This window comes from Cryobacterium sp. SO1 (genome assembly GCF_004210215.2).
GTDB lineage: Bacteria > Actinomycetota > Actinomycetes > Actinomycetales > Microbacteriaceae > Cryobacterium.
Genome location: NZ_CP067394.1, coordinates 565,141 through 588,378, shown reverse-complemented (window position 1 = coordinate 588,378; position 23,238 = coordinate 565,141). Strand labels below are relative to the sequence as shown.

At 67.9% G+C, this 23,238-nt stretch carries 22 protein-coding genes and 1 pseudogene; 9 read left to right on the top strand and 14 right to left on the bottom strand.

Features of this window, described 5'->3' with window-relative positions:
- Positions 1-3: 3 nt before the first annotated feature.
- Genes glf through BJQ95_RS02770 form a run of 4 tightly spaced genes read right to left on the bottom strand, consistent with a single transcriptional unit; the run spans position 4 to position 5,248 of the window.
- On the bottom strand, positions 4-1,170 hold the full coding sequence (glf, locus tag BJQ95_RS02785) for a UDP-galactopyranose mutase (protein ID WP_130175991.1): 1,167 nt from the start codon (positions 1,168-1,170) through the stop codon (positions 4-6).
- A 48-nt stretch (positions 1,171-1,218) separates the two neighbouring features.
- Positions 1,219-2,064 (bottom strand): glycosyltransferase, encoded by an 846-nt coding sequence (locus BJQ95_RS02780; RefSeq protein WP_205750007.1) that lies wholly within the window; start codon positions 2,062-2,064, stop codon positions 1,219-1,221.
- Positions 2,061-3,032 carry a glycosyltransferase gene (locus BJQ95_RS02775; RefSeq protein WP_130175992.1) on the bottom strand — a complete coding sequence of 324 codons (972 nt, stop codon included), beginning with the start codon at positions 3,030-3,032 and terminating at the stop codon, positions 2,061-2,063. The genes BJQ95_RS02780 and BJQ95_RS02775 overlap by 4 nt, the downstream gene beginning before the upstream one ends.
- A complete protein-coding gene (locus BJQ95_RS02770) occupies positions 3,029-5,248 on the bottom strand; it encodes a hypothetical protein (RefSeq protein WP_130175993.1) in 2,220 nt (739 codons plus the stop codon). Before BJQ95_RS02770 ends, BJQ95_RS02775 begins: the two co-directional genes overlap by 4 nt.
- A gap of 232 nt (positions 5,249-5,480) precedes the next feature.
- Between BJQ95_RS02770 and BJQ95_RS02765 the strand changes: the two genes are divergently transcribed.
- Genes BJQ95_RS02765 through BJQ95_RS02755 form a run of 3 tightly spaced genes read left to right on the top strand, consistent with a single transcriptional unit; the run spans position 5,481 to position 8,372 of the window.
- Complete coding sequence (locus BJQ95_RS02765; RefSeq protein WP_130175994.1) at positions 5,481-6,353, top strand: glycosyltransferase family A protein; 873 nt, start codon at positions 5,481-5,483, stop codon at positions 6,351-6,353.
- A 40-nt stretch (positions 6,354-6,393) separates the two neighbouring features.
- Positions 6,394-7,407: a glycosyltransferase gene (locus tag BJQ95_RS02760; RefSeq protein ID WP_240694548.1), complete on the top strand. Its 1,014-nt coding sequence runs from the start codon at positions 6,394-6,396 to the stop codon at positions 7,405-7,407.
- Positions 7,404-8,372 (top strand): NAD(P)-dependent oxidoreductase, encoded by a 969-nt coding sequence (locus BJQ95_RS02755; RefSeq protein ID WP_130175995.1) that lies wholly within the window; start codon positions 7,404-7,406, stop codon positions 8,370-8,372. The genes BJQ95_RS02760 and BJQ95_RS02755 overlap by 4 nt, the downstream gene beginning before the upstream one ends.
- Here BJQ95_RS02755 and rfbA read toward each other — a convergent pair.
- Both rfbA and BJQ95_RS02745 read right to left on the bottom strand, forming a co-directional pair.
- The gene (rfbA, locus tag BJQ95_RS02750; protein ID WP_130175996.1) at positions 8,369-9,235 is read right to left on the bottom strand and encodes a glucose-1-phosphate thymidylyltransferase RfbA; all 867 of its coding nucleotides are present in this window, start codon (positions 9,233-9,235) and stop codon (positions 8,369-8,371) included. The two genes, BJQ95_RS02755 and rfbA, sit on opposite strands and share 4 nt — an antisense overlap.
- Before the next feature lie 3 nt (positions 9,236-9,238).
- Entirely contained in the window at positions 9,239-9,847 is a 609-nt protein-coding gene (locus BJQ95_RS02745) for a dTDP-4-dehydrorhamnose 3,5-epimerase family protein (RefSeq protein WP_130175997.1), read from the bottom strand.
- A gap of 74 nt (positions 9,848-9,921) precedes the next feature.
- On the opposite strand from BJQ95_RS02745, the gene rfbB reads away from it, so the two are divergent.
- The 3 genes from rfbB to BJQ95_RS02730 are packed head-to-tail and all read left to right on the top strand — an operon-like array spanning position 9,922 to position 12,907.
- Entirely contained in the window at positions 9,922-10,908 is a 987-nt protein-coding gene (gene rfbB / locus BJQ95_RS02740; protein WP_130175998.1) for a dTDP-glucose 4,6-dehydratase, read from the top strand.
- 2 nt (positions 10,909-10,910) lie between these two features.
- The gene (rfbD, locus tag BJQ95_RS02735; RefSeq protein ID WP_130175999.1) at positions 10,911-11,765 is read left to right on the top strand and encodes a dTDP-4-dehydrorhamnose reductase; all 855 of its coding nucleotides are present in this window, start codon (positions 10,911-10,913) and stop codon (positions 11,763-11,765) included.
- Positions 11,762-12,907, top strand: a complete 1,146-nt coding sequence (locus tag BJQ95_RS02730; protein ID WP_130176000.1) for a glycosyltransferase family 1 protein — start codon at positions 11,762-11,764, stop codon at positions 12,905-12,907. The genes rfbD and BJQ95_RS02730 overlap by 4 nt, the downstream gene beginning before the upstream one ends.
- A 23-nt stretch (positions 12,908-12,930) precedes the next feature.
- Here the strand turns inward: BJQ95_RS02730 and BJQ95_RS02725 are convergent, their stop codons facing one another.
- From BJQ95_RS02725 to BJQ95_RS02715, 3 genes are all read right to left on the bottom strand, one after another.
- Positions 12,931-14,295, bottom strand: coding sequence for an LCP family protein (locus BJQ95_RS02725; protein ID WP_130176001.1), 1,365 nt, complete (start codon positions 14,293-14,295; stop codon positions 12,931-12,933).
- Complete coding sequence (gene purE / locus BJQ95_RS02720) at positions 14,292-14,759, bottom strand: 5-(carboxyamino)imidazole ribonucleotide mutase (RefSeq protein ID WP_130176028.1); 468 nt, start codon at positions 14,757-14,759, stop codon at positions 14,292-14,294. The genes BJQ95_RS02725 and purE overlap by 4 nt, the downstream gene beginning before the upstream one ends.
- An 86-nt stretch (positions 14,760-14,845) precedes the next feature.
- Complete coding sequence (locus BJQ95_RS02715; RefSeq protein WP_240694549.1) at positions 14,846-15,982, bottom strand: 5-(carboxyamino)imidazole ribonucleotide synthase; 1,137 nt, start codon at positions 15,980-15,982, stop codon at positions 14,846-14,848.
- A gap of 139 nt (positions 15,983-16,121) precedes the next feature.
- On the opposite strand from BJQ95_RS02715, the gene BJQ95_RS02710 reads away from it, so the two are divergent.
- Positions 16,122-16,676 (top strand): GtrA family protein, encoded by a 555-nt coding sequence (locus tag BJQ95_RS02710; protein WP_205750010.1) that lies wholly within the window; start codon positions 16,122-16,124, stop codon positions 16,674-16,676.
- Here BJQ95_RS02710 and BJQ95_RS02705 read toward each other — a convergent pair.
- Both BJQ95_RS02705 and BJQ95_RS02700 read right to left on the bottom strand, forming a co-directional pair.
- Positions 16,675-17,067: pseudogene (locus BJQ95_RS02705) on the bottom strand (PH domain-containing protein); the annotation flags it as partial. The gene BJQ95_RS02710 and the pseudogene BJQ95_RS02705 overlap by 2 nt on opposite strands.
- A 7-nt stretch (positions 17,068-17,074) precedes the next feature.
- Entirely contained in the window at positions 17,075-17,902 is an 828-nt protein-coding gene (locus tag BJQ95_RS02700; RefSeq protein ID WP_130176003.1) for a biotin--[acetyl-CoA-carboxylase] ligase, read from the bottom strand.
- Positions 17,903-18,079: 177 nt separating this feature from the next.
- Here BJQ95_RS02700 and BJQ95_RS02695 point away from each other — a divergent pair, with 177 nt between their 5' ends.
- The gene (locus tag BJQ95_RS02695; protein WP_130176004.1) at positions 18,080-19,678 is read left to right on the top strand and encodes an acyl-CoA carboxylase subunit beta; all 1,599 of its coding nucleotides are present in this window, start codon (positions 18,080-18,082) and stop codon (positions 19,676-19,678) included.
- A gap of 11 nt (positions 19,679-19,689) precedes the next feature.
- Positions 19,690-19,929 carry an acyl-CoA carboxylase epsilon subunit gene (locus BJQ95_RS02690; RefSeq protein ID WP_130176005.1) on the top strand — a complete coding sequence of 80 codons (240 nt, stop codon included), beginning with the start codon at positions 19,690-19,692 and terminating at the stop codon, positions 19,927-19,929.
- Positions 19,930-20,169: 240 nt separating this feature from the next.
- On the opposite strand, the gene BJQ95_RS02685 is transcribed toward BJQ95_RS02690, so the two are convergent.
- From BJQ95_RS02685 to BJQ95_RS02675, 3 genes are read right to left on the bottom strand one after another with little or no spacing between them, the layout of a single operon-like run.
- Positions 20,170-21,231, bottom strand: a complete 1,062-nt coding sequence (locus tag BJQ95_RS02685; RefSeq protein WP_130176006.1) for a hypothetical protein — start codon at positions 21,229-21,231, stop codon at positions 20,170-20,172.
- Positions 21,228-22,541 carry a sensor histidine kinase gene (locus BJQ95_RS02680; protein WP_130176007.1) on the bottom strand — a complete coding sequence of 438 codons (1,314 nt, stop codon included), beginning with the start codon at positions 22,539-22,541 and terminating at the stop codon, positions 21,228-21,230. The genes BJQ95_RS02685 and BJQ95_RS02680 overlap by 4 nt, the downstream gene beginning before the upstream one ends.
- On the bottom strand, positions 22,528-23,235 hold the full coding sequence (locus BJQ95_RS02675) for a response regulator transcription factor (protein WP_130176008.1): 708 nt from the start codon (positions 23,233-23,235) through the stop codon (positions 22,528-22,530). The genes BJQ95_RS02680 and BJQ95_RS02675 overlap by 14 nt, the downstream gene beginning before the upstream one ends.
- Positions 23,236-23,238: the final 3 nt, after the last annotated feature.

Sequence of the window (23,238 nt, the reverse complement as noted above, 5' to 3'; positions counted from 1 at the left end):
GGGTCAGGCCGTCGCGTCCGTCGCGAAAAGCGGACGGAGCTTGTTCTCGAAGGTGGACAGTGCGGCACCGATCGCCATGTGCATGTCGAGGTACTGGTAGGTTCCCAGCCGGCCGCCGAAGATTACGTTGGGCTGCTCGGCAATCCGCTCCCGGTAGCGCAGCAGGCGCTCGCGGTCCGCAGCGGTGTTCACCGGGTAGTAGGGCTCGTCGGCTTCCTCCGCGAAACGCGAGAACTCGCGCATGATCACGGTCTTGTCGTTGGGGTAGTTGCGCTCGGGGTGGAAGTGCTTGAACTCGTGGATGCGGGTGTACGCGACGTCGGTGTCTGCGTAGTTCATCACCGGGGTGCCCTGGTAGTCGCCGGTCTGGATGACTTCCTCCTCGAAGTCCAGGGTGCGCCAGGACAGCGGTCCCTCCGAGTAGTCGAAGTACCGGTCGACGGGACCGGTGTAGACGACGGGGACCGTGCCGACGGTGTCACGGATGTTGATGTCCTGGTTGAGGTCGAAGAAATCCGTCGACAGCCGCACCTCGATGTCGGGGTGGTCGGCCATGCGCTCGATCCAGGCCGTGTACCCGTCCACGGGCAAACCCTCGTAGGTGTCGCTGAAATACCGGTTGTCGTAGTTATACCGAACGGGCAGCCGGCTGATGACCTCTGCGGGCAGTTCACGCGGATCGGTCTGCCACTGCTTGGCCGTGTAGTCGCGGATGAACGCCTCGTAGAGGGGACGGCCGATCAGTGAAACGGCCTTGTCCTCGAGGTTGGCCACCGTGGCGACGGCGCCCTCAGCTGCCTGCTCGCTGATCAGCGCGCGGGCCTCGGTGGGCGAGTAGGCGCTGTGGAAGAACTGGTTGATGGTGCCGAGGTTGATCGGCAGCGGGAACACCTCGCCCTTGTGCGTGGTGTACACCCGGTGCCGGTAGTCGGTGAAGGAGGTAAAAGTGTTGACGTAGTCCCAAACCACCTTGTTCGAGGTGTGGAAGAGGTGGGCGCCGTAGCGGTGCACCTCGATTCCGGTTTCGGGTTCGACCGAACTGTATGCGTTGCCACCGATGTGGTCGCGTTTGTCGATGACGACAACCCGCAATCCCAATTCATTGGCGCAGCGTTCGGCTACCGTGAGGCCGAAGAAACCGGCTCCGACAACCACTAGGTCAACATTCATAACACCTATCCTCACTTACGCCCGGCCACTTCGGACCAAACTTCGATCCTACTGGGGCGTGTCTGTGTGCTTGCTCACGGCCATTTGGCGGTACACCGCTCGGCGGATGACGACGGGAACGAAGCGGTATCCGCCGCGCACGATGACGTTGCGCAGGAACTGGCCGGGGGTGACGAACCCGTCGGCCAGGAGCCGGCGCTGCAGGGCCAGTTCGCTCCGGAACAGGGACAAGCCACCGCGCCGGTTGTAGGCACCGGAGTCGACCCTGTACATGACCAGGGGTTCGGGCAGGTTTCGCACGGTGGCACCGGCCATTATCATCCGGGCGAACAACCAGTAGTCCTCCATCAACGGAAGATGACGGTACCCGCCGGAGGCCTCCACGGCCGACTTGCGGTACACGACGGTGGGGTGGTTGAACGGGTCACGGAATCGGGCCTGGCGGGTGATTTCCACCTGCCCGACCGGCGGCACCCGGCGGCCGAGAATCTTGTCGAGCTCGTTGAATTCGAGCATGCCCGTGCCGACCAGGTCACAGCCCTCTTCGATCGCGGGCAACTGCCTGGCGAATCGTTCCGGCAGCGAGATGTCGTCGGCGTCCATGCGCGCGACCACGTCGAACCGGCAGGCGGCAAGCCCGCGGGTGAGCGCGACGGCCAGGCCCACGTTCACGTCCAGGTCGACGCGGCGAACCATTACCGGGGAGGCATTGATGGCGGTATCGATAGCCTCGGCCAGCGCGGGGCTGATCGGTCCGTCCCGCACCAGGACCACCTCGGTCGGACGACGGGTCTGGTCGGTGACGGCGCTGGAGAACGCCCGGGTGAAGTACTCGGGACGGTCCCCCAGGTAGACGGGCAGCAGCAAGGAAAAGGGCAGGTCAGAACTCGTCACGACGATGCCCCGGCCCGCCCGGTCTCCGCGGCCGCGACGGATTCGCTCACCCGGCCGAACCCGGCCAGCACCTCCGCATTCGTGGCCGGCCGGCTAGTGAGCCCTTCGCGCAGGCCGTCCCGCAGGCCCTGCCGAAGCGTGGCCCGGTCTGCGGAGTGCACGAAGGTGCTCACCCAGTTGCGTGCCGTCGCCCCGGCGTAGATCAGCCGTTCGAAGCCGGACAGTGCCGGTGAGAGGCGCAGCAGCCATAGCTTGTTACGCACCTCCAACCGGAAGCGCGGTCCGGGGTCGATGTTCGTCGATCCGAAGACCTTGGTCTTGTGCACGACGATGCTGCGTCGGCAGATGTACCCCGTCGCCCCGCGCAGGATGCGGGCGGTGTACTCGAAGTCGTCGTTCCAGAGGAAGTACGCGGCGACCGGCAGGCCGTGCTCCCGGATGGCGCGCGCATCGATCATGACCGAGACGAACGACGCCGACCGGACCGGGTAGCAGTCGAACTGGCGGGCGCGCTCCAGGGAGCGACGCGAGGCGAACGGCCGTGCCCGCGGCATGTTCATCGGGTGTTCTCGGCCGTCGGTCCAATGTACCGTCGACGCGAGGATCCTGGTGGTCGCCGGAGCGTGTGCGCGTGCGATCAGGAGTTCGGCGAGTGCGGTCTCGGTGGGGACGGTGTCGTCGTCCATCAGCCAGACTAGGTCGGCTCCGAGCGGACCTACGGCTTCGGCCAGGCCGGCCGTGAAACCGCCGGCGCCGCCGGTGTTGCGTTCGAGCACCACTAGGGTCACCTCGGGGTGCGCCGCTCGAACGGACTCGGCCGTGCCGTCGGTGGAGGCGTTGTCGATCACCAGCACCTCGTCGGGCCGCCGGGTCTGACCGGCCAAGGCGGCCAGGCTTTCCAGGAGCAGGTCACGCCGGTTGAAGGCCACGACCACGACCACGACTTTTTCGGCAGGCGTATTCGTCATGACTTCTCAACTTTCAGTGGTTCGCGTAGTTCTGTGACCCAGGTCGGCCGCCCCGGACGTGATCCCGCCCGGTCTCGTCCCCACAGCCTGAGCACTCCCCAGCCGAGCAGGAGCACAACCAGTAGAACGCCGGAGAGGACCTGCACCGGCCAGCCCGGCGCCCGGAACGACACGGTCACTACTTCGCCGACGGAATCGGCGGGGATGTCGATTCCCATCATGAAACCGTTGACGAGCTCGTCCGACACGGTTCCGCCGTCGACCTCGTAGCCCGGCCAGGAGATCCGGCTCAGGGCGACCTGGCCGCCGTCGGCACCGACTGCGTCGACGCGGAAGGAGACTCCCATGTCGTCCTCATTCAGCACGGTCACCGAGGTTTCGTCGGCGCTCCAGACGACGCTGCCGGCGCCGGGAACAGGGGTGTCCCGGACGATCAGCTTGGTCAGCGGGGTGTCCTGTGCCACGTGCCAGCCATCGGGCGTCTCGGCCCAGAGCTCTTCCGGAACCGAACTCTTCACAATCAGGACCGAGCTGACGCCCAGGTCGTCGACCAGGTTCTGGCCGGTGTCGGTGCCCGCCGTGAACAGCTTCGGCAGCAGGTCGGCGCAGGTGACGCCCTGATAGGCCATGCACAGCGCATCTCCGTATCCCGGGTAGAAGACCGAGGTGTAGGCGTTCTGCACGGGGGCATCCGGGATGTACCAGAGGTTGGCCACCGTGGTTTCGGCCCAGTCGCCCTGCTGGATCTGGCCGTTCAGCGGTCCGCCGACGACGAGGACGTCCCCCTCGGCGTCGGTGAGCAGGTCCCGGTAGCTCTGCACCGCGCTGGGCACCTGGTAGTTGAGCAGCGGACCGCTGGTGTGCTCGACGTGCTGGGGGTAGATGACGCCGAGGGTGACGAGCACCGCCAGCCCGGGCAGCAGCCAGGCACGCCCGGCTCGCGCCCGGTCCCGCCACGGTGAGGACAGGCCAGGCAGGCCACGCGGTGAGGTGATCCGATAGAACACCCAGAGCACGACGATGACCGCGAGGGTGGCGAGGACGACCGCCCGCGCGTACTGCGGGCCCTGGAACACCGTCAGCAGGCCCCCGAAAACCGTGTAGGCGCACGCGGCCAGGAAACGCCGGCGCGAGATGACCTCGACCCGGGCCAGGGACAGTCCGATGGCGAGGATCAGGAGCATCGAGAGGGCCAGGTAAGGCATCATCCGCAGGGGAATGCGGAGCGGCCCGACGTCGCTGGGCAGGAGTACCCCGATCAGTGCGACGCCGAATAAGATCACGACGCTCAGCCGGGTGGCGAGTACCGGCATCAACCGTTTCCACGCGACGAAAGCGAACAGCGGGAGCATCCAACTGATGTAGACCAACGGTGCGGAGGGGAAGAAGGAACCGAAGAAGCCGACCTGCGGAATGCCGACGGGCGTGTTCGCGGCCACCAGCCCGCTCAGGTCCACCGTCAGGAGCCCGGTGTTCATGACACCCTTGGTCCGCCCGGAGGTGCCCGCGGTCAGGAGACCCGGCAGGTGCACGATGACGGCGAACAGCCCGGCGCCGGTCGCGATCAGGAAGGCTCGCACGATTGAGGCCCGGTGGCGGGCGATGAACGCCTCGGCAATCGTCGCGGCGAGCGCGACGGCCAGGAAGATCGTGGCGTGCACGTAGCCGATTCCAACCGTACCGATGCATGCCAGAAGCGCCAGCGTGGGCGACTTGGCCGAGAACACGGCCCGCCGGGTCAGCGCCCAGGCCAGCGCCCACAGGCTCCAGGCCAGCAGGCCGTTCACCCAGGTGGTCGCGTCTAGGTAGAACGTGACTCCGGTGAACGGCAGCGCGACGGCCACGGCTGCGGCCCAGCCCCGGCTGGACTGGAAGGTGCGGGCCAGCAGGTACGCGCCCAGCGAACCCGCGACCAGGCAGACGACCTTGACCACGGTGGAGAAGATCAAGGCGCTGCCCGCCCAGTGCGACCAGAGGCCGATCAGCCAGAGGACCGGGCTGAAGATGCCCCAGGCGCCTTCGGCGAGGTAGTTACCGGACTGCCAGACCAAGGGGTTGATCAGCGACCAATTCCCCTCGAGAATGCGGGTGCCGATCTCGTACCACTGGCCGAAGGCACCGGACTGGGTGTCGTCGATGAAGTAGTAGCCGCGGTTGACCAGCAGTGGGAGAGCGGCCCCGAGCAGTACGGCGACGACCACAACAGCGGGCCACACGAATCTCGACTTCACCAACAGAATGCCCTTTTCTCGCCCTGATCAGGATGTGACGGTCGTCACTGTGCGCGCCCGCAGGGGTGTTTGCAGGCCCACTCCGCGCGAACCGCCTCCCCATTCTCGCCCAGGGTCGCCCCTCGCGGGGACAGAGCTCCCTCAGGAGCACCCGGTATCGTGAAGGCTCAGCACTACGAAGGATGCGAGTCACACCTAACCTATGACACACGATGCGATGTTCCCTGATGATCAGCCTCTCGTCTCGATCGTCATCCCTGCCTACAACAATGCGGCCTACCTCGACGAGACCATGAAGAGCGTGCTGGGCCAGACCTACACCAACCTCGAGGTGATCGTCTCCGACCACGCGTCCACCGACGACACCTGGGCCGTCATGCAGCGCTACAGCTCCGACCCCCGGGTGACGCTGCTGCACACTGAAGGCGGCGGCGGTGCCCTGCGGAACTGGAACCGGGTGAGCCAGGCGGCCACCGGCGAGCTGATCAAACTCGTCTGCGGCGACGACCTGCTCTACCCCACCATCGTCGCCCAGCAGGTGGCCGCGCTCATTGCTGAGCCCGGCGCCGTGCTGGCCTCCTCCCCGCGGGACATCGTCGACGCCAACGGTGCTCCGGTGCTCAAGAACCGCGGCCTGGCCGGACTGACCGGTGTGCACGACGGTGCCGTCGCCGTGCGCAAGACCGTCACCCAGGGCACCAACATCTTCGGTGAGCCCGGCTGCGTGCTGATGCGCCGCAGCGTCCTGGAGAAGGTGGGCTGGTGGGATTCCCGCTGGCCGTACCTGATCGACGAGACCTCCTATTCGATGGTGCTGCTGGAGGGAAAGTTCGTCGGCGTGCCCGGCAGCCTCGCCGGTTTCCGCATCTCCGACAGCCAGTGGAGCGTGCGCCTGGTCGCCGAGCAGGCCGAGCAGGCGATCGGCTTCCACAACTGGCTGGCGAAGACCCGCCCCGATGTCATTTCCGCCACCGACCGGATGATCGGCAACACCCGCGCCAGGGTGATGGCCCAGGCTCGCCGGCTCGCCTACATCTGGCTCGGCCGGCGCATGTCCAAGGCGGTGACGACGGATGCCGCAGCCAACTGACCCGGCCGACGAAACGGGCCGTGTGGTAGGTTCTGAACCCGTGACACTCCCCTCAGAACCCGACATCGCCGACCACAGCATCTCGATCGTCATCCCCGTCTACCAGGGAGAACGCACCCTCACCGGCGTGCTCGACGAGATCGAACCGCTGACCAGGCTGAGCATCACCCCCGACGGGTACAGCTTCCAGGTCGAAGAGGTCCTGCTGGTCTTCGACCACGGTCCGGACGACTCCGCGTCGATCATCCGCAGCATCACCGACCGGTTCCCGTTCGCCCGCGGGATCTGGCTGAGCAAGAACTTCGGTCAGCACGCGGCCACCCTCGCCGGCATGGCGTCCTCCGGCGGCGACTGGATCGTCACCCTCGACGAGGACGGGCAGCACGACCCCCGCGCGATCGGCGGGATGCTCGACACCGCCATGCGCGAGCAGGCCAGCGTCGTCTACGCCAAACCGACCAACCCGGCCCCGCACGGGCCGGTGCGCAATGCCGCCTCGAAGACGGCCAAGTACCTGCTCACCAAGCTCTCCGGCACCGGCGCCGCCGCCGACTACCAGAGCTACCGGCTGATGCTCGGCAACATCGGCCGCAGCGTCGCCGCCTATGCCGGCTCCGGGGTGTACCTCGACGTCGCCATCGGCTGGGTCGCCTCCCGCGTCACGACCTCCCCGGTCGAACTGCGCGAGGAAGGCGAACGCAGCTCGGGCTACTCGGCCCGCCGGTTGTTCTCGCACTTCTGGCGCATGATCCTCACCACCGGCACGAGGGGGCTGCGGATCGTCAGCGGCCTCGGCGTGATCTTCGCCGTGATCGGCGTGATCTTCGCAATCGTCATCTTCATCCAGCGCCTCGCCGGTGACATCGCGATCCAGGGCTGGGCGTCGCTCAGCGTGCTGGTGTTGCTGAGCGCCGGGTTCATCCTGTTCTCCCTGGGCATCATCGCCGAGTACATCGGCATCAACGTGAACATGGCCATGGGCAAGCCGCCGTACCTGATCACGACCGACCCGGCGGATGGGCCTCTCGGGCGGACCCGCAAAGCCGCCAATTGACCACCTACGTCTGGGTAATCGGGGCCAGGGGCCTCCTGGGCAGCGCCACGGCCGCCGCGATCACCCGCCGGACCGGCTGGGAGCTGCTCGGCACTGACCCGCTGCCCTGGGCGGATGACGAGGCCCTCTCGGCCGCCGCCGCCGCGACGGCGACCCGACTGTTGGACACCGCCGCGACCGAACGTGCGAACTGGGCGGTGCTCTGGATGGCCGGCAACGCCGTCACCTCCACCCCGCCGGAGGCGATCAGCCGGGAACTCAGCCAGCTCAAGCTGGTGCTCGACGCCGTCGGCGGCGCGGCCGCGTACCAGGGCACCTCAAGCTCCGGCGCCGTGTTCTACGCTTCCTCGGCCGGCGGCGTGTACGGCGGTTCGGCGCATCCGCCGTTCGACGAGCACAGCACACCGGTACCGATCTCCGGCTATGGGCGCTTCAAGCTGGACGCCGAGGCGAGCCTGTTCGATTTCTCCCGCGCCACCGGTGTCTCGGTGCTCGCCGGACGGATCGCGAACCTGTACGGGCCGGGGCAGAAGCTGGGCAAGATGCAGGGACTGATCTCCCACCTGGCCAAGGCCCAGTTCTCGCCCAAGCCGGCGTCGATCTTCGTGCCGCTGGAGACCATGCGGGACTACATCTTCGTGCGTGACTGCGCCGAACTCGTCGTGGACTGCGTCGCCCGGCTGACCGCGGTCACCGAGGCGACCGGGCGCACCGAGGCGATCAAGAACCTCGCCTCCGGCCAGGCCGTGACGATCAGCAACCTGCTCGGCCAGATCCGCAGCCTCGCCAAGGGACGGCCGAACGTGATGCTCGGCTACTCGGCTGAGGCCTCGATGCAGGGCCTGGACCTGCGCATCACCTCGACGGTGTGGCCGGACCTGGACCGACGGCAGCTGACCAGCCTGCCCGCCGGCATCAAGGCCACCATGGACGACGTCCTGGCCCACATCCAGTCGGGCGGCTAGTCGGTCTTGAGCAGCCCTCTCAGGTACACGCCGTAGCCGCTCTTGGCGAGCGGGGCGGCGAGGCGGGCGAGCTGGGCGTCGTCGATCCAGCCGGCGCGCCAGGCGATCTCTTCGATGCAGCCGATCTTGTGGCCCTGGCGGTCTTCGATGACGCGCACGTATTCGCTGGCCTGCATCATGGATTCGAAGGTTCCGGTGTCCAGCCAGGCGGTGCCGCGGTCCAGGACCTGCACGTGCAGGTTGCCCTGGTTGAGGTAGCGCTCGTTGACGGTGGAGATCTCTAGCTCGCCGCGGGCGGAGGGTTCGATGGACTTGGCGATCTCGACGACGGAGTTGTCGTAGAAGTACAGGCCAGGCACGGCGTAGTTGCTCTTGGGCTTGACCGGCTTCTCTTCGATCGACACGGCGGTGAAGTCGTCGTCGAACTCCACGACCCCATACGAGGTGGGGTCTGAGACGTGGTACGCGAAAATCAGGGCGCCGTCGATGTCGGCGTTGTTGCGGAGCGCCGTTCCGAGGCCCGCACCGTGGAAGATGTTGTCGCCGAGGACCAGGGCGACGCTGTCATCGCCGATGAAATCCTCACCGATGATGAACGCCTGCGCGAGGCCGTCCGGGGACGGTTGCACGGCATACTCGATGTTGATGCCGAGGTCGGACCCGTCGCCCAGCAGCGCCCTGAACTGGTCGTTGTACTCCGGGGTGGTGATGATGAGGATGTCCTTGATGTCGGCCATCATCAGCGTTGACAGCGGATAGAAGATCATCGGTTTGTCGTAGATCGGCATCAGCTGCTTGGAGATACCCTTGGTGATCGGCCACAGGCGGGTGCCTGAGCCTCCGGCGAGAATGATTCCGCGCATGGTCTAGTTCCGTTCGTTGAGCGTCTGGTAGTAGGCGCGGGCGGCGTCCCAGGTGGGCAGCAATCCGCTCGCGGTGGCCTCGGCGAGGCTCGGGGCGTCGGTGTCCTTCGGGGATAGCACCAGTTCTCCGGCGTCCTTCGGGAAGACCAGGCCGACCTCGGCGTCGAGCGGGTTGATGCCGTGTTCGGCGCCGGCGGTGTAGGTGGAGGAGACCAGGTAGCTCACGGTGGCCTTGTCGGTCAGGGCGACGAACGCGTGGCCGAGGCCCTCGGCGATGTACACGGCCTTGCGGTCCACGTCGTCCAGCAACACCGAATCCCACTGCCCGAAGGTGGGCGAGCCGACCCGGATGTCGACGATGAAGTCGATGATCGCACCGTGCGTGGCGGTGACGTACTTGGCCTGGCCCGGCGGGACGTCGGCGAAGTGGATGCCGCGCACGACGCCCCGGCTGGAGACACTGGTGTTGGCCTGACGCAGGTCCAGCGGGTGCCCGAGCGCCTCGGACAGCTTGTCGAACCGGTACCACTCGAGGAAGACTCCCCGGTCGTCCCCGAACTGCTTGGGGGTCACCTCGTAGGAATCGGGGATGGAGAGTTCACGAATCTGCACGTTCGCCAGCCTAGCAATGCGCGTCCAGTACAATCGCGTAGGCACCTTTACGCAAACGGAATGGTTACCAATACATGAAAATCCTCGTTACCGGCGGCGCCGGGTTCATCGGCTCGAATTTTGTTCGCCGAACCCTGCAAGACGCTTATCCCGGCCTGGAGGGCGCTGAAGTCGTCGTCCTGGACGCCCTCACCTACTCGGGCAACCTGGAGAACCTGGCCCCCGTGGCCGATTCGCCCCGGTACTCCTTCGTCGAGGGCGACATCCGTGACGGCGCCCTGCTCGACACGCTGTTCCCCGGCCTGGACGCCGTGGTGCATTTCGCCGCCGAATCCCACGTAGACCGCTCCGTGCGAGACGCGTCGATCTTCGTCGAGACCAACGTGCTCGGCACCCAGCAGCTGCTCGACGCGGCCCTGCGCAACGACCTGCCCCGGTTCGTGCACGTGTCCACCGACGAGGTCTACGGCTCCATCGCCGAAGGCTCCTGGAACGAAGAACGCGCCCTCGAGCCCAACTCGCCGTACTCCGCGTCGAAGGCCGGCAGCGACCTGCTCGCCCGCAGCTACCACCGCACCCACGGCCTGAACGTGTCGATCACCCGCTGCAGCAACAACTACGGCCCGTACCACTTCCCCGAGAAGGTCATCCCGCTGTTCGTGACCAACCTCATCGACGACCTGCACGTTCCCCTCTACGGCGAGGGCAACAACATCCGCGACTGGCTGCACGTGGACGACCACACCCGCGCCATCGCCATGGTGCTGGTCAACGGCCGCGCCGGCGAGATCTACAACATCGGCGGCGGCACCGAACTGACCAACGTCGAACTCACCCAGCTGCTGCTGGACGCCACCGGTACGGACTGGTCCTACGTGGACCGGGTCGCCGACCGCCTCGGCCACGACCTGCGCTACTCCGTGGACATCTCCAAGATCCAGGCCGAACTCGGCTACTCCCCCGAGGTGCCCTTCGAAAAGGGCCTGGCCGACGTCGTGCAGTGGTACCGCGACAACCGCACCTGGTGGGAACCCCTCAAAGCCCGCGCGGCGCTGAGCTGAGCATGACCCGCTATCTGATCGCCGGCGCGGCCGGGATGCTCGGCCGCGACCTGCAGGACGCCCTCACCGGGCGCGACGTCACCGCCGTCGACCGCAGCGAGCTGGACATCACCGACCTCGCCGCCGTTCAGAAGGCCGTGACTGGCCACGACGTGATCATCAACGCGGCCGCGTACACCGCGGTGGACGCCGCCGAAGACAACGAAGCTGCCGCCTACGCCGTGAACGCGCTGGGCCCCCGCAACCTCGCGATCGGCGCCGCGGCCGTCGGCGCGAAGCTCGTACAGATCTCCACCGACTACGTCTTCGACGGCACCGGCAGCAGCCCCTACCCCGAAGACACCGAGATCGACCCGATCAACGCGTACGGCCGCACCAAGGCCGCCGGTGAACAGTTTGTGCTCGCCGAGCACCCCACCGGCAGCTACATCGTACGTACTGCCTGGCTCTACGGCGCCCATGGCCCCAACTTCGGCCGCACCATGCTCACCCTCGCCGCCAATCGCGACTCCGTCTCCGTGGTCGCCGACCAGTTCGGCCAGCCCACCTGGACCGTCGACCTGGCCGCGCAGATCGTGGCACTGCTCGACGCCGATGCCCCCGCCGGGATCTACCACGGCACCAACGCCGGGCAGACGAACTGGTTCGGCTTCGCCTGCGCCGTCTTCGAAGCCGCCGGTCTCGACTCCGAACGGGTGCTGCCCACCGACAGCACCCAGTTCGTGCGCCCCGCCCCGCGGCCCACCTATTCAGTCCTCGGCCACGACTCCTGGAGCCGCGCCGGACTCGCCCCCATGCGGCCTTGGCCCGACGCACTCAAGGACGCAGCCGAACACGGCGCGTTCACGCCCTCATGATCACCCTCAGGGTCATCGTGGACCAACTGGTCTCCCCGGTGCCGGGCGGACTCGGCCGCTACACCGAGGAACTGACCCGGTCACTGATCGCGACAGCGCCGGCGGGCTGCGTGGTCGAAGGCATCGTCTCGGCCACCTCGGCCGAACACTACGACCAGATCACCGCGGCCCTGCCCGGCCTGGCCGGCCTGCACAAGACCGCCCTGGCCCGCCGCGAGCTTTCCGCCGCCTGGCAGCTGGGCGTGGCCACCTCGGCCGGCCACGGCCTCGTGCACGCCCCCGGGTTGTTCGCCCCGCTGCACCGCCACGACCGGGCCAAGGACGAGACCCAGGTCGCCGTGACGGTGCACGACGTGCTCGCCTGGACGCATCCGGAAACGTTGACCCCGACCACCGTCGCGCGCGCCAAGCTGATGCTCAAACGCGCCCGCAAGCACGCGGACGCCATCGTGGCGCCCAGCCACGCCCTCGCCGACCAGCTCCGCGAGATCATGGACTTCGGCGATCGGGTGCGGGTGATCGGCGGGGCCGTCAGCAGCAGCCTGACGCTGCCGACGAATTCCGCCGCCGCCGAGAACACGGCGGTCGAGCTGAACTTGCCCGACGAGTACATCCTCACCGCCGGAACCCTCGAACCGCGCCGCGCCGTGACCGCGCTCATCGAAGCCCTCGGGCGTCCGGGCGCCGTCGACCTGCCGTTGCTTGTTGTCGGCCCGGACTCGTGGGGGGAACTCACCCTCGCCTCGGTGGCCGACGAGGCTGGCCTCGCCCCCGACCGGGTGCGGGCCCTGGACGGCCTAACCGACCAGCAGCTCGCCCTGGTGATGTCCCGGGCGTCGGTCTTCGTCTACCCCAGCCTCGAAGAGGGCTTCGGCCTGCCGATCATCCAGGCGTTCCACTTCGGCACACCGGTCATCCACTCGGATGCGCCGGCGCTGGTCGAGGCCGCCGGCGACGCGGGCTTCGTGGTGGAACGTGACGACCCAGCCGGGTACCCCGAGCGGCTCGCCGCCGCGCTGGACCGGGTGCTCGGCGACCCCGCGCTGGCCAACCGGCTGCGCATCTTCGGCAGCGACCGGTCCAGGGCGTTCAGCTGGCGGGATACCGCCGAGCTGGTCTGGCAGCTGCACGCCGACCTCTGAACCAACCCGGACCGAGCCGCCGCTCAGGGGGCTGGCGTCTCCGTGACCGGGTTCAGCGCGGCATCGATCAGGCCGGCGATGTAGTCGTAGTCGGGGTCTGTCGGGTCGACGCCGTTGTCGGGCACCAGTTCGACGGCTCCCACCGGGAGCTTCTGCGTCTTGCCCGCGAGGGTGGTGAAGTAGCCGAGCATCCCCTGCGGCACGTCGGTCTTCACAACTTCCTCGCCAGCCCGCGCCACTCCCTCGAATTTGGTGAGCACATTCGCCGGGTTGAACTGCTGCAGGATGGCGCCCTGCAGCACCCGCTGCCGCGACATGCGGTCGTAGTCGCTGGTGCCGTGCCTGGCCCGGCCGTACCAGAGTGCGGTGAACCCGTCCATGTGCTGCGGTCCGGCCTCCACCCAGCCTTCGACGTCGCTCAGGTCGTCTTCCTGGCCGCCGATGGGCAGCCGTTCGGCCACGTCGATGTCGACACCACCGAGGGCGTCGATGAGCTGGGAGAAGCCCTGCATGTCGATCAGCACGTAGTACTGAATGGTGAGGCCGGTGATGCCGCTGGCGGCGTCGCGCATGGCCTCGATGCCGGGTTCGCTACCCTCGGCCACGGCGTTGGGGTACATGTCCGGGCTCTTGAGCTCAACCTCGGTGTAGATCGAGTTGAGCTGGCAGACATCCACATCGCAGACGCCGTCGTACCCGTAGCCGTCCGGATACGACGCGTACAGCGGAGAATCCGCCGGGAACGGCACGTACTCAAGGTCGCGGGGGATGCCGATGATGTCGGCCTTGCCGGTCTCGGCGTCGATACTGACCACCGACGTGCTGTCCGGGCGCATGCCCAACCGGTCGGCCCCGGCATCGCCGCCGAGCAGCATGATGTTGTACCGGCCGTCCACGGGCGGCTCGCTCGGGCCCTTGGCGAAGACCGTCGACAGGAAGTCGCTGGTCGTGGTGGCCACGTAGGCGCCGTAGCCGGCCGAGCCGCAGACGGCGACCATCACGACGGTCGCGAGCCCGGCGATGAACGGGCGGGCCTTGGGACGGGCCTTGACGAGTCGGGTCAGCCGGATGGTGTCGAAGGTCAGGATCAGCCACACGATGGCGTAGAAGACCATCACGGCGGCGAGGATCCACAACCCGATCGAGTTGGTGGCCACGGTGAGCACGAACTCCGGGTTGAGCGCATAGACGACACCGGCGACGATCGCCAGACCGAGGAAGGTCAGGGTGGCGCGCAGCCCGAAACGACCGAGGCCGCGGCTTCCCGCGAGCACCTGGGCGGAGCCGGGGAGGATGATGTTGAGCACCACGAGCCACCAGGCCCGGCGGGTCATGACCTGTCGGGAGCCGGAGTTCGGGTACCGGATCGGGCTGCTGGCGCTCGTCATAGTCTCGCTTGCAGGGCCGTGTTCTTCTGCTCCACCTGCTCGGCCAGCTGATCGGCGTAGTCCTGAAGCTTGAGGCGCAGCGCGTCATCCGCGGTCGCCAGGATCTTGATCGCGATCAGGGCCGCGTTGCGGGCGCCGCCGATCGACACCGTCGCGACGGGCACGCCGGCCGGCATCTGCACGATCGACAGCAGCGAGTCCAGGCCGTCCAGGCGGCCGAGCGGAACCGGGACGCCGACGACGGGGAGCGTGGTGACCGCGGCGAGCATGCCCGGCAGGTGTGCGGCGCCGCCGGCGCCGGCGATGATCACCTTGAGGCCGCGGCCCCAGGCCTCGGAGCCGTAACGGATCATCTTCTCGGGGGTGCGGTGTGCGGACACCACCTGCACCTCGTGGGCCACACCGAACTCGGTCAGCATCGCCGCGGCCTCGCTCATCACGTTCCAGTCGGAGTCCGACCCCATCACGACGCCGACGAGCACGGCTGCGGAGGGGGCGGACTCGGGGTCGGACGTCACGAGGTTCTCTGGCACGGTGATGATCTTAGGCTTCAGTCCTGGAAAAACGCCGCAGTGGCACGCGCCTGGTAGGTGACCGAGTCCAGATCGGGCCCGGATGCGGTGACGTGGCCGATCTTCCGTCCCGGCCGCGGGTCCTTGCCGTAGTTGTGCACCTTGACCGTGGGCTGCTCGGCGAACGCCGCGGGGTAGCGGTCCGCCATGCTGCCCTCGGCGGGACCGCCGAGGATGTTCACCATCACCGACCAGGGCTCCCGGAGCCCGGTGCCACCCAGCGGCAGGTCAAGCACGGCGCGCAGGTGCTGCTCGAACTGGCTGGTGGTGGAACCGTCGATCGACCAGTGGCCGCTGTTGTGCGGCCGCATCGCGAGCTCGTTGACCAGCAGCCGGCCGTCGGTGGTTTCAAAGAGTTCCACGGCGAGCACACCGGCGACGCCGATGCCCTCCGCGACCCGCTCGGCGATGTCAGCGGCGACCTCGCTGAGCCGCCCGGCCGATTTCGGGGCCGGCGCGATGACCTCAGCGCAGACGCCGTCCAGCTGCACGGTCTCCACAACGGGCCAGATCGACATCTCCCCGGACGGACGCCTGGCGACGACCTGCGCCAGTTCCCGGCGAAAGTCGACAAGCTCCTCGACCAGCAGGTCACCACCGTTGGCGTCCTCGGCGAGCGCGAGGAACCAGTCGTCGGCCTCGTGGGCGTGGGACACCACCCGCACCCCCTTGCCGTCGTAGCCGCCCCTGGCAGTCTTCACGACGGCCCGGCCGCCGTGGTCGGCGAGGAACCGGGCCAGAGCGTCGGCATCCGCCACTCGCGCCCAGTCGGGAACGGGCAGGCCGAGCTCGGTGAGCCGCTGGCGCATCAGCAGTTTGTCCTGGGCATAGAGCAGAGCGTCCGGTCCCGGGTGCACACGGACGCCCCGGCTGACCAGTTCGCGGAGGATCACCTGCGGAACGTGTTCGTGGTCGAAGGTCACGACATCGACGCACTCGGCGAACGCGAGGACCGTTGCCAGGTCGCGATAGTCGCCCACCGACACCGCGGCGAGGCTCGCGGACATGCCGTCGGTCTCGGCCAGGACCCGGAGGTCGATGCCGAGGTTCACCGCGGCGGGGATCATCATGCGGGCCAATTGGCCTCCGCCGATCACACCAACGATCGTGCTCATCTGTTCACCAATTTCTGTGCGACCGTTCATCCGAGGGGCCTGGAACTCTCAGGATGGGGATCATGCCGGGACCTAGACTGCGAAAGAAGCGCGTTATCTCGCTACACGTTCCATTTTCACCTATCGGCCGGACGGATGCATGTCGAGACCAACCTTCAGCAGGCATCGGGTGGTTGCCTTCGCGGCACAGCTCGCGAAATTCGGCATGGTCGGACTCGTCGGCTTCGCGGTGGACATCACGGTCTTCAACCTGCTTCGGGCGACGATCTTCTCCCCCGAGGCCCTGGTCTCCGGCCCGATCTGGGCGAAGGTCGTCTCGACGGTCCTCGCGATCCTGGCCAACTGGGTCGGCAACCGCTACTGGACATTCTCCAAGGACCGCCGCTCCCAGACCCTGCGGGAGGGCCTGGAGTTCTTCGCGGTCAGCCTCGTCGGCATGGGCATCGGGCTGGCCTGCCTGTGGGTGAGCCACTACGTTCTCGGCTACACCAGCGTCCTGGCCGACAACATCTCGTCGAACGTCATCGGCCTGCTGCTCGGCGCGATCTTCCGCTTCACCCTGTACCGCTACTGGGTGTTCTCGCCGTCCCGCCAGGCAGCGGCGCCGGCTCCATCAGGTCCTGCAATACCTGTTGCACCAGATCGGCGTGAGGCACGTCACGCAACGACAGCGGACGCTCCAGGCCGGAGTTGATCCGCACGGTCCCCGACCGGAACATCGACTGCACCCAGTTCCTCCGCACGCTCACGTCATAACCTCTGCTGTGCAGCAGCTCCTGGCGCACGTGCACGAAGATGCCGTGCACAAAGATGATCCGCCGGCTCGTCACCGTGTACCGCCGGGTGAGCCAGGCCACCAGTGGCAGCAGCCAGAGCAGGACCACGATCAGGCCGGCCCCGACCAGCAGCAGATCGTTCTGCCACTGCTCGGCCAGGCTGCCGTGGTAGTAGCCGGTGACGCCGCAGACGCCGATCAACAAGAGGCTGGGCCAAAAGAGCACCCGTGCGTGCGAACGCAGCCGGGCGATGACCACCTCGGGCGGCGCCGTCGGCACGGCGGGCAACGAGCTGGCTGGGTTGGTCATATACCCATTAATACCTCAGATGGGTCACGTCCCCCGCGGCGACGGCCTGCAGTTCCCCGTTCGTCTGGTCCTCGACGATCAGCCGGCCGTCCGGATCCAGACCGACCGCCGTTCCGACCAGGTCGTGGCCGCCGGGCAGTTCGACCCGGACCGCGGTGCCCAGGGTGCCGCACAGAGCGGTGACCTCGGCGTGCAGGCCGCTGGCCACCGGATCGGCGTCGGCGGCGAGGAAACTTGCGGTGAGGGTGCGCAGCTCCGTCAAATAGGCGGCGAGCACGGCATCGGGGTTCGGTACGGCGCCGGTCACCAGCATCAGCGACGTGGAGGTGAGGGTGGGCAGGTCGTGCTCGTCCAGGGCCAGGTTCAGGCCGGCGCCGATGCACAACCCACTGGCATCCGGCAGCAGCTCAGACAGGATGCCGGAGACCTTGTAGCCATCGATGAGCACGTCGTTCGGCCACTTGAGCGCCACCTCGTGCCGTGGTTCGTCATCGTCGCCGGGCGCTGCGGCCTGCACCACCGAGCGCACGGCCAGGGTCATGGCCGCCCCGGCGAGCAGCGGAAACCAGCCGAACCGATTCGGGGGCAACGGCCCGGTCGCCGGCCGCGGCCGGAGCAGCACCGAGACGGCCAAGGACTTGCCGCTGGGGGCCAGCCAGGTGCGGCCCAGCCGGCCGCGGCCGCTGGTCTGGGTGTCGGTGACGATGACAGACAGGTCCGGCCAGGCCGCAGCATCCGGGCCGCTCGCCGCGGTCACCAGCACGTCATTGGTCGAGCCGGCCTCGGCCAGGTACTCGAACCGGGCCCCGATGCCGCGGCTGATCGGAAAATCCATGCTGACGCCTCTTCTCACACCCCGCAGGGATCATAACTCCTGCAATTCTGCCCAGTTTGGCCCTGAACCGCAGAATCAGCCCCGGCCGGGCCCGAATTGCAGGAGTTATGCCGCCGAGGCGGTGCCGAGGACTCTGGACCCCGGGGGCACTGCGGGTGGGCCGGTAGAGTAAGCGGCGTGACTGAGAACCCGACCGGACCTGACCTGTACACAACGGCGGGTAAACTCGCCGACCTGAAACATCGCTATCACGAGGCCGTGACCGCGAGCGGCGAGGCCGCCATCGAAAAACAGCACGCCAAGGGCAAGATGACCGCCCGCGAGCGGGTGGCCGAGCTGCTTGACGAAGGCTCGTTCGTCGAGCTGGACGAGTTCGTGCGGCACCGCACCGTGGCGTTCGGCATGGAGAAGAAGCGTCCGTACGGCGACTCCGTCGTCACCGGCACCGGCACCATCCACGGCCGTCAGGTGGCCGTGTACTCCCAGGACTTCACAATCTTCGGCGGGTCGCTCGGCGAGGTCGCCGGCGAGAAGATCATCAAGGTGATGGACCTGGCGCTGAAGACCGGGGTGCCCATCATCGGCATCCTCGACTCCGGCGGAGCGCGCATCCAGGAGGGCGTCGTGGCCCTGGGCAAGTACGGCGAGATCTTCCGCCGCAACACCGCGGCCTCCGGAGTGATCCCGCAGATCTCGATCATCTGCGGGCCCGCGGCCGGCGGCGCGGTGTACTCCCCCGCCCTGACCGACTTCGTGATCATGGTCGACAAGACCAGCCAGATGTTCGTCACCGGCCCCGACGTGATCAAGACCGTCACCGGTGAAGACGTGGGCATGGAAGAGCTCGGCGGCGCGCTCACCCACAACTCGGTCTCCGGCGTGGCGCACTACCTGGCCAGCGACGAGTCCGACGCCCTGGACTACGCACGCACCCTGCTCGGCTTCCTGCCGGACAACAACCTCGCCGAACTGCCCGTTTTCGACAGCGAGGTCGAGCTCGAGACCACGGATGCCGACCTCAAGCTCAACACGCTGATCCCGGATTCGCCCAACCAGCCCTACGACGTGAAGACCGTTATCGAGCACATCGTCGACCACGGCGACTTCCTCGAAACCCAGCCGCTGTTCGCGCCGAACATCGTGGTGGGCTTCGCCCGCATCGAGGGCCGCAGCGTCGGCATCGTCGCCAACCAGCCCAACGCGATGGCCGGCACCCTGAACATCCCCGCCGGCGAGAAGGCCGCACGGTTCGTGCGGTTCTGTGACGCGTTCTCGATCCCGATCCTCACCCTCGTCGACGTGCCCGGCTTCCTGCCAGGCACCGACCAGGAATGGACCGGCATCATCCGCCGCGGCGCGAAGCTGCTCTACGCCTACGCTGAGGCCACCGTGCCACTGATCACCGTCATCCTGCGCAAGGCCTACGGCGGCGCCTACATCGTGATGGGCTCCAAGCAGCTCGGCGCCGACATCAACCTGGCCTGGCCGACCGCCGAGATCGCGGTGATGGGCGGCCAGGGCGCCGTGAACATCCTCTACCGGGCCGAGATCAAGAAGGCCGAAGCCGGCGGCGAGGATGTCGCCGCCGTGCGCAGCCGACTGGCCAACGAGTACACCTACAACGTGGCCAGCCCGTTCCTCGCCGCCGAGCGGGGCGAGCTCGACGGGATCATCGAACCCGCCGCAACCCGGGTGTCCGTTGTGAAGGCACTGCGGGCGCTGCGCACCAAGCGCGCCACCCTGCCGCCCAAGAAGCACGGGAACATCCCGCTGTAGGCGGCGCCACCATGACCGACTCCGAGAACACCGCCGGCTTCGACCCGGCTGAGCTCACCTTCGTGACGACGGGGGTCTCCGAACAGGAGGCCGCCGCCGTCACGGCCGTTCTGCGAGCCCTGCTGCGCGCCGAATCCGACGACCTGCGGGCCACACCGAACGGCGCCGCCAGCCCGTGGCAGGACAGCCAGAGGGCCGTCCGGCCGTCGCTGCCCCGCGGCGACGCGCGTTGGCGCGGCTTCACGGCCTGACCGTCGCCAAAGCCCGCAGCGAAGCTGTCCCCCTAAATGACGACTTTTCACGGGGGCGACGGGACAGCATGATTGATATCGCTGGGTGTTGCTCTCGAGTAACACGACCAATCATTCGCCGACTAGGGTAAGCAGGCGAATGTGTTGGGGGCGCGTCTAGGCGACATTCGGGTTGTCGCCTTGACACGGAAATGTCGGAAGGGGATCTGTCTTCGGATGGGTCCCCTTTCGCATGTCCGCTCAGTGCCGCCGGGTCGCCCGCCCGGTCGCGACGTCCTGAGCGTGGTTCGCCCGCGGGATCTCCATCCAGAGGTCCACCTCTTCGTCCGGCGAGTCCTGGCCGAGGGCGCTGAGCCTCGGGTCCGGGCTGTTGATACCCACGACGGTCACCGCCGTGCCCGACCCGTCCGCCGCGGTCCTGGCGATGATCGTGGCCGCTGTCGTGGCAGCCATGGCGTCGGCCAGGGTGTTCAGCACGACCTCCAGGTCGACGCCGGTGAGGTCGTCGATGCCGCCCTCGTCGAGCAGGGTGACGATGGCGCCGCGCCGCCTGGCCGCCATCACCTCGCGGCGTACGGCATCGTTGAGCAGCTTGCGCCCGCGGATCTCATCGCGGATCGCGGCCTCCAGGTATCGGCACTCCTGACGTTGCCCGTCGCTGAGGCTGCCGCCCTCCTGCGCGATGCGGCGCAACATCGGCGCTGCGAGCCGGATGGTCTGGGCCAGGCGGACCTGCCGCTCGTACAGGTGCGCCTCCTGCGCCGCCTGCCATTCGGTGGCCTCCCGTTCGGCGAGGCCGTACTGCCGGGCGTCCCGACCGGCCTTGGCCAGCGCCCTGGCCAACGAAACCGCCACGAACACCCACACGGCACTGCCGATCACACCCATCGACGCGAGCGCGCCCGCACCGGCCCAGACGATGGTGTGGGCGATGAGGAAGCCCGTGCCCACCCAGGCCAGGGTTGACCGCCTGCGCGTGGCTGTGATGGTCATCAGGGTGCCGACGGCGGCCACGTACCAGGTGGCGTAGCCGTTGTCAGACGCCGACCCATCCAGCTGGCTGCCGACCAGGAGCGGAACGGCGATGCACACGGCGACGTTGAAGAACGCCAGCCAGAGCGACATCCGTGCCGGGCTGGTGGGCCACAGGCTCAGCACTGTGGCCAGGGCGTAGAGCAGGACCGCGAGCAGCGGCGGCACCGGCGAGGTGGGCGCATCCAGCGAATACAGCGCCAGGATCACGTGATACGTCGAGAACAGGGCCGCCAGGGACAGGATCAGCCCGCGAGGAACCGTGATCATGCGGCGTCACCGGGCTCGCCGAGCGGCCACTCGATCAGGATGGAGGTGCCCCGGCCCGGGCCGCTCTGCACCTGCACAACGCCGCCGGCGGTGGCGACCCGTTCGCGGATCGAGATCCGCAGGCCCAGGCGCTCGCTGGGCACGGCGGCGGGGTCGAAACCCACCCCGGAGTCGGCGACTTCGATGACACAGCCGCCGAGCAGGTTGATGTTCATCCGCACCGATCTGGCCACCGCATCGCCGCGGGCGCCGGCGCCGGCGTGCTGGATGCTGTTCACGATCGCCTGGGCGCTGGCGGCGTAGAGCGCCTCGCTGGCGTACGCGGGCAGACTGAGGTCCTCGGCGTCGCAGTCGATGAACTCGATCGGCTCGTCGAACCTGTTCGCGAGGGTGCGGATACGGCCTTTGAGGTCGCTGAACGGCACCATGTTGTCGTCGGCGGCGGGGATGGAACTGGCCTCACTCAGCCGCACCATGGCTTCCTGCGCCATCGTGGCGGCAAGTTGGGCGGCCTTGGGGGTTCCGGCGGCCGCGGCGGAGAGCAGGGCAGCGAGCACGCTGTCGTGCACGATGGAGTCCACCTGCACCCGCTCCACCTCCGTGGCGTGCTGGCGCACGGCCGAGGAGTAGGTGGAGAGGGCGTTGACCTGGGCGGTGTCGACGGCCGCAGTGGCCTGACGGAGCATGGTGATGATGATCAGCACCACCTGGCCCAGGAGGATCGCGTAGAACGCGTCGAGGGCGCCGAGCAGCGGCTCCGCGCCACCCCCGGCGGGCAGCACCCGCACCACACCGTAGGCGATCGGGGCCAGCAGCGTGTAGATCATCGCCCACCACAACGGGAAGGACACCGCGGCGCAGGCCGTGGCGACGGTGCACAGGTACCAGAGCCAGGACTTGCCGTCCAGGACGCCGTCGGGGGTGTTCAGCAGCGCGGGCCAGGCGAGAAGTGCCGCGAGGTACAGCACGGCGAACACACCGCTGGTGACCCTGATGAATCTCTTCACCAGGGTGGCGATGATCGCCAGGCCCAGGCCGCCGTACATCGCCACGGTAAGGGTGATGCCCAGGCCCGGCTTCAGGCTGTCCAACTGGCTGAGCATCGCCGGGTAGGTCTGCAGGGCGAAGATCAGGCCGACGCCGCCGACGGCGCGGGAGACGACGCGCTCGATCTGCGCGCGGCTGATGGGCTTGCGCGGTTGCTTGGATTCGTTGAGAAGGTCAGCGCCCAGCTGGTCGGGCCCGTTTCGCCCCGGTGAGAGCCTGAAGGACCTGACCGGCAGGACCTCCGCCGGACTAGGAGCGCCCATCCCCGCCTTCCGGGTCGAGGCCCGGCAGGATGCCGTCTTCCACAGCCCTGCGCAGCAGGTCCACCTTGGTGGGGGCCGGGCGGCCCACCTCGACGTACTTCACCCGGATGCGGTCCAGGTATTCCCGGGCTGTGGAGTGCGCGATGCCCAGCTGCATCGCCACCATCTTCAGCGGCAGACCGGAGGCGTAGAGGTGCAGCACGTCGCGTTCGCGCCGGCCCAGCTGGGCCTTGGCGAAGTCGCGGTCGGCGTCGATGGCCGTGGCCCACTCGAGGTTGTTGAGCACGTCGCCGCGAGCGACGGAGGCGACGGCGGCCATCACCGTGGTGGTCGGGCTGGACTTGGGGATGACGCCGGCCGCGCCGGCGGCCAGGGCCTCGCGGACCAGGGCGACCCGGTCGGCGATGCTGTGCACTAGCACCGACGCCCCGGTGCCGCGGGCCAGGTGCACATTGTCGGTGACCAGGGACCCGTCGCCGAGGGAAAGGTCGAGGACGATCACGTCGACCTCACGCCCGGCGATGCCGTCAACGAGCTCACGCACTGTCGCAGCGGCGAAGACCACCTTGTAGCCGGTGTTCTCGCAGGCGGCCTTGATGCCCAGCCGCACCGACTCATGGTCGTCGGCGATGCCCACCCGCACGGGATGGTGGGCCAGGTCGGGTGCTGCGGCGGGCTCGGTCACGGTTGTCATCTT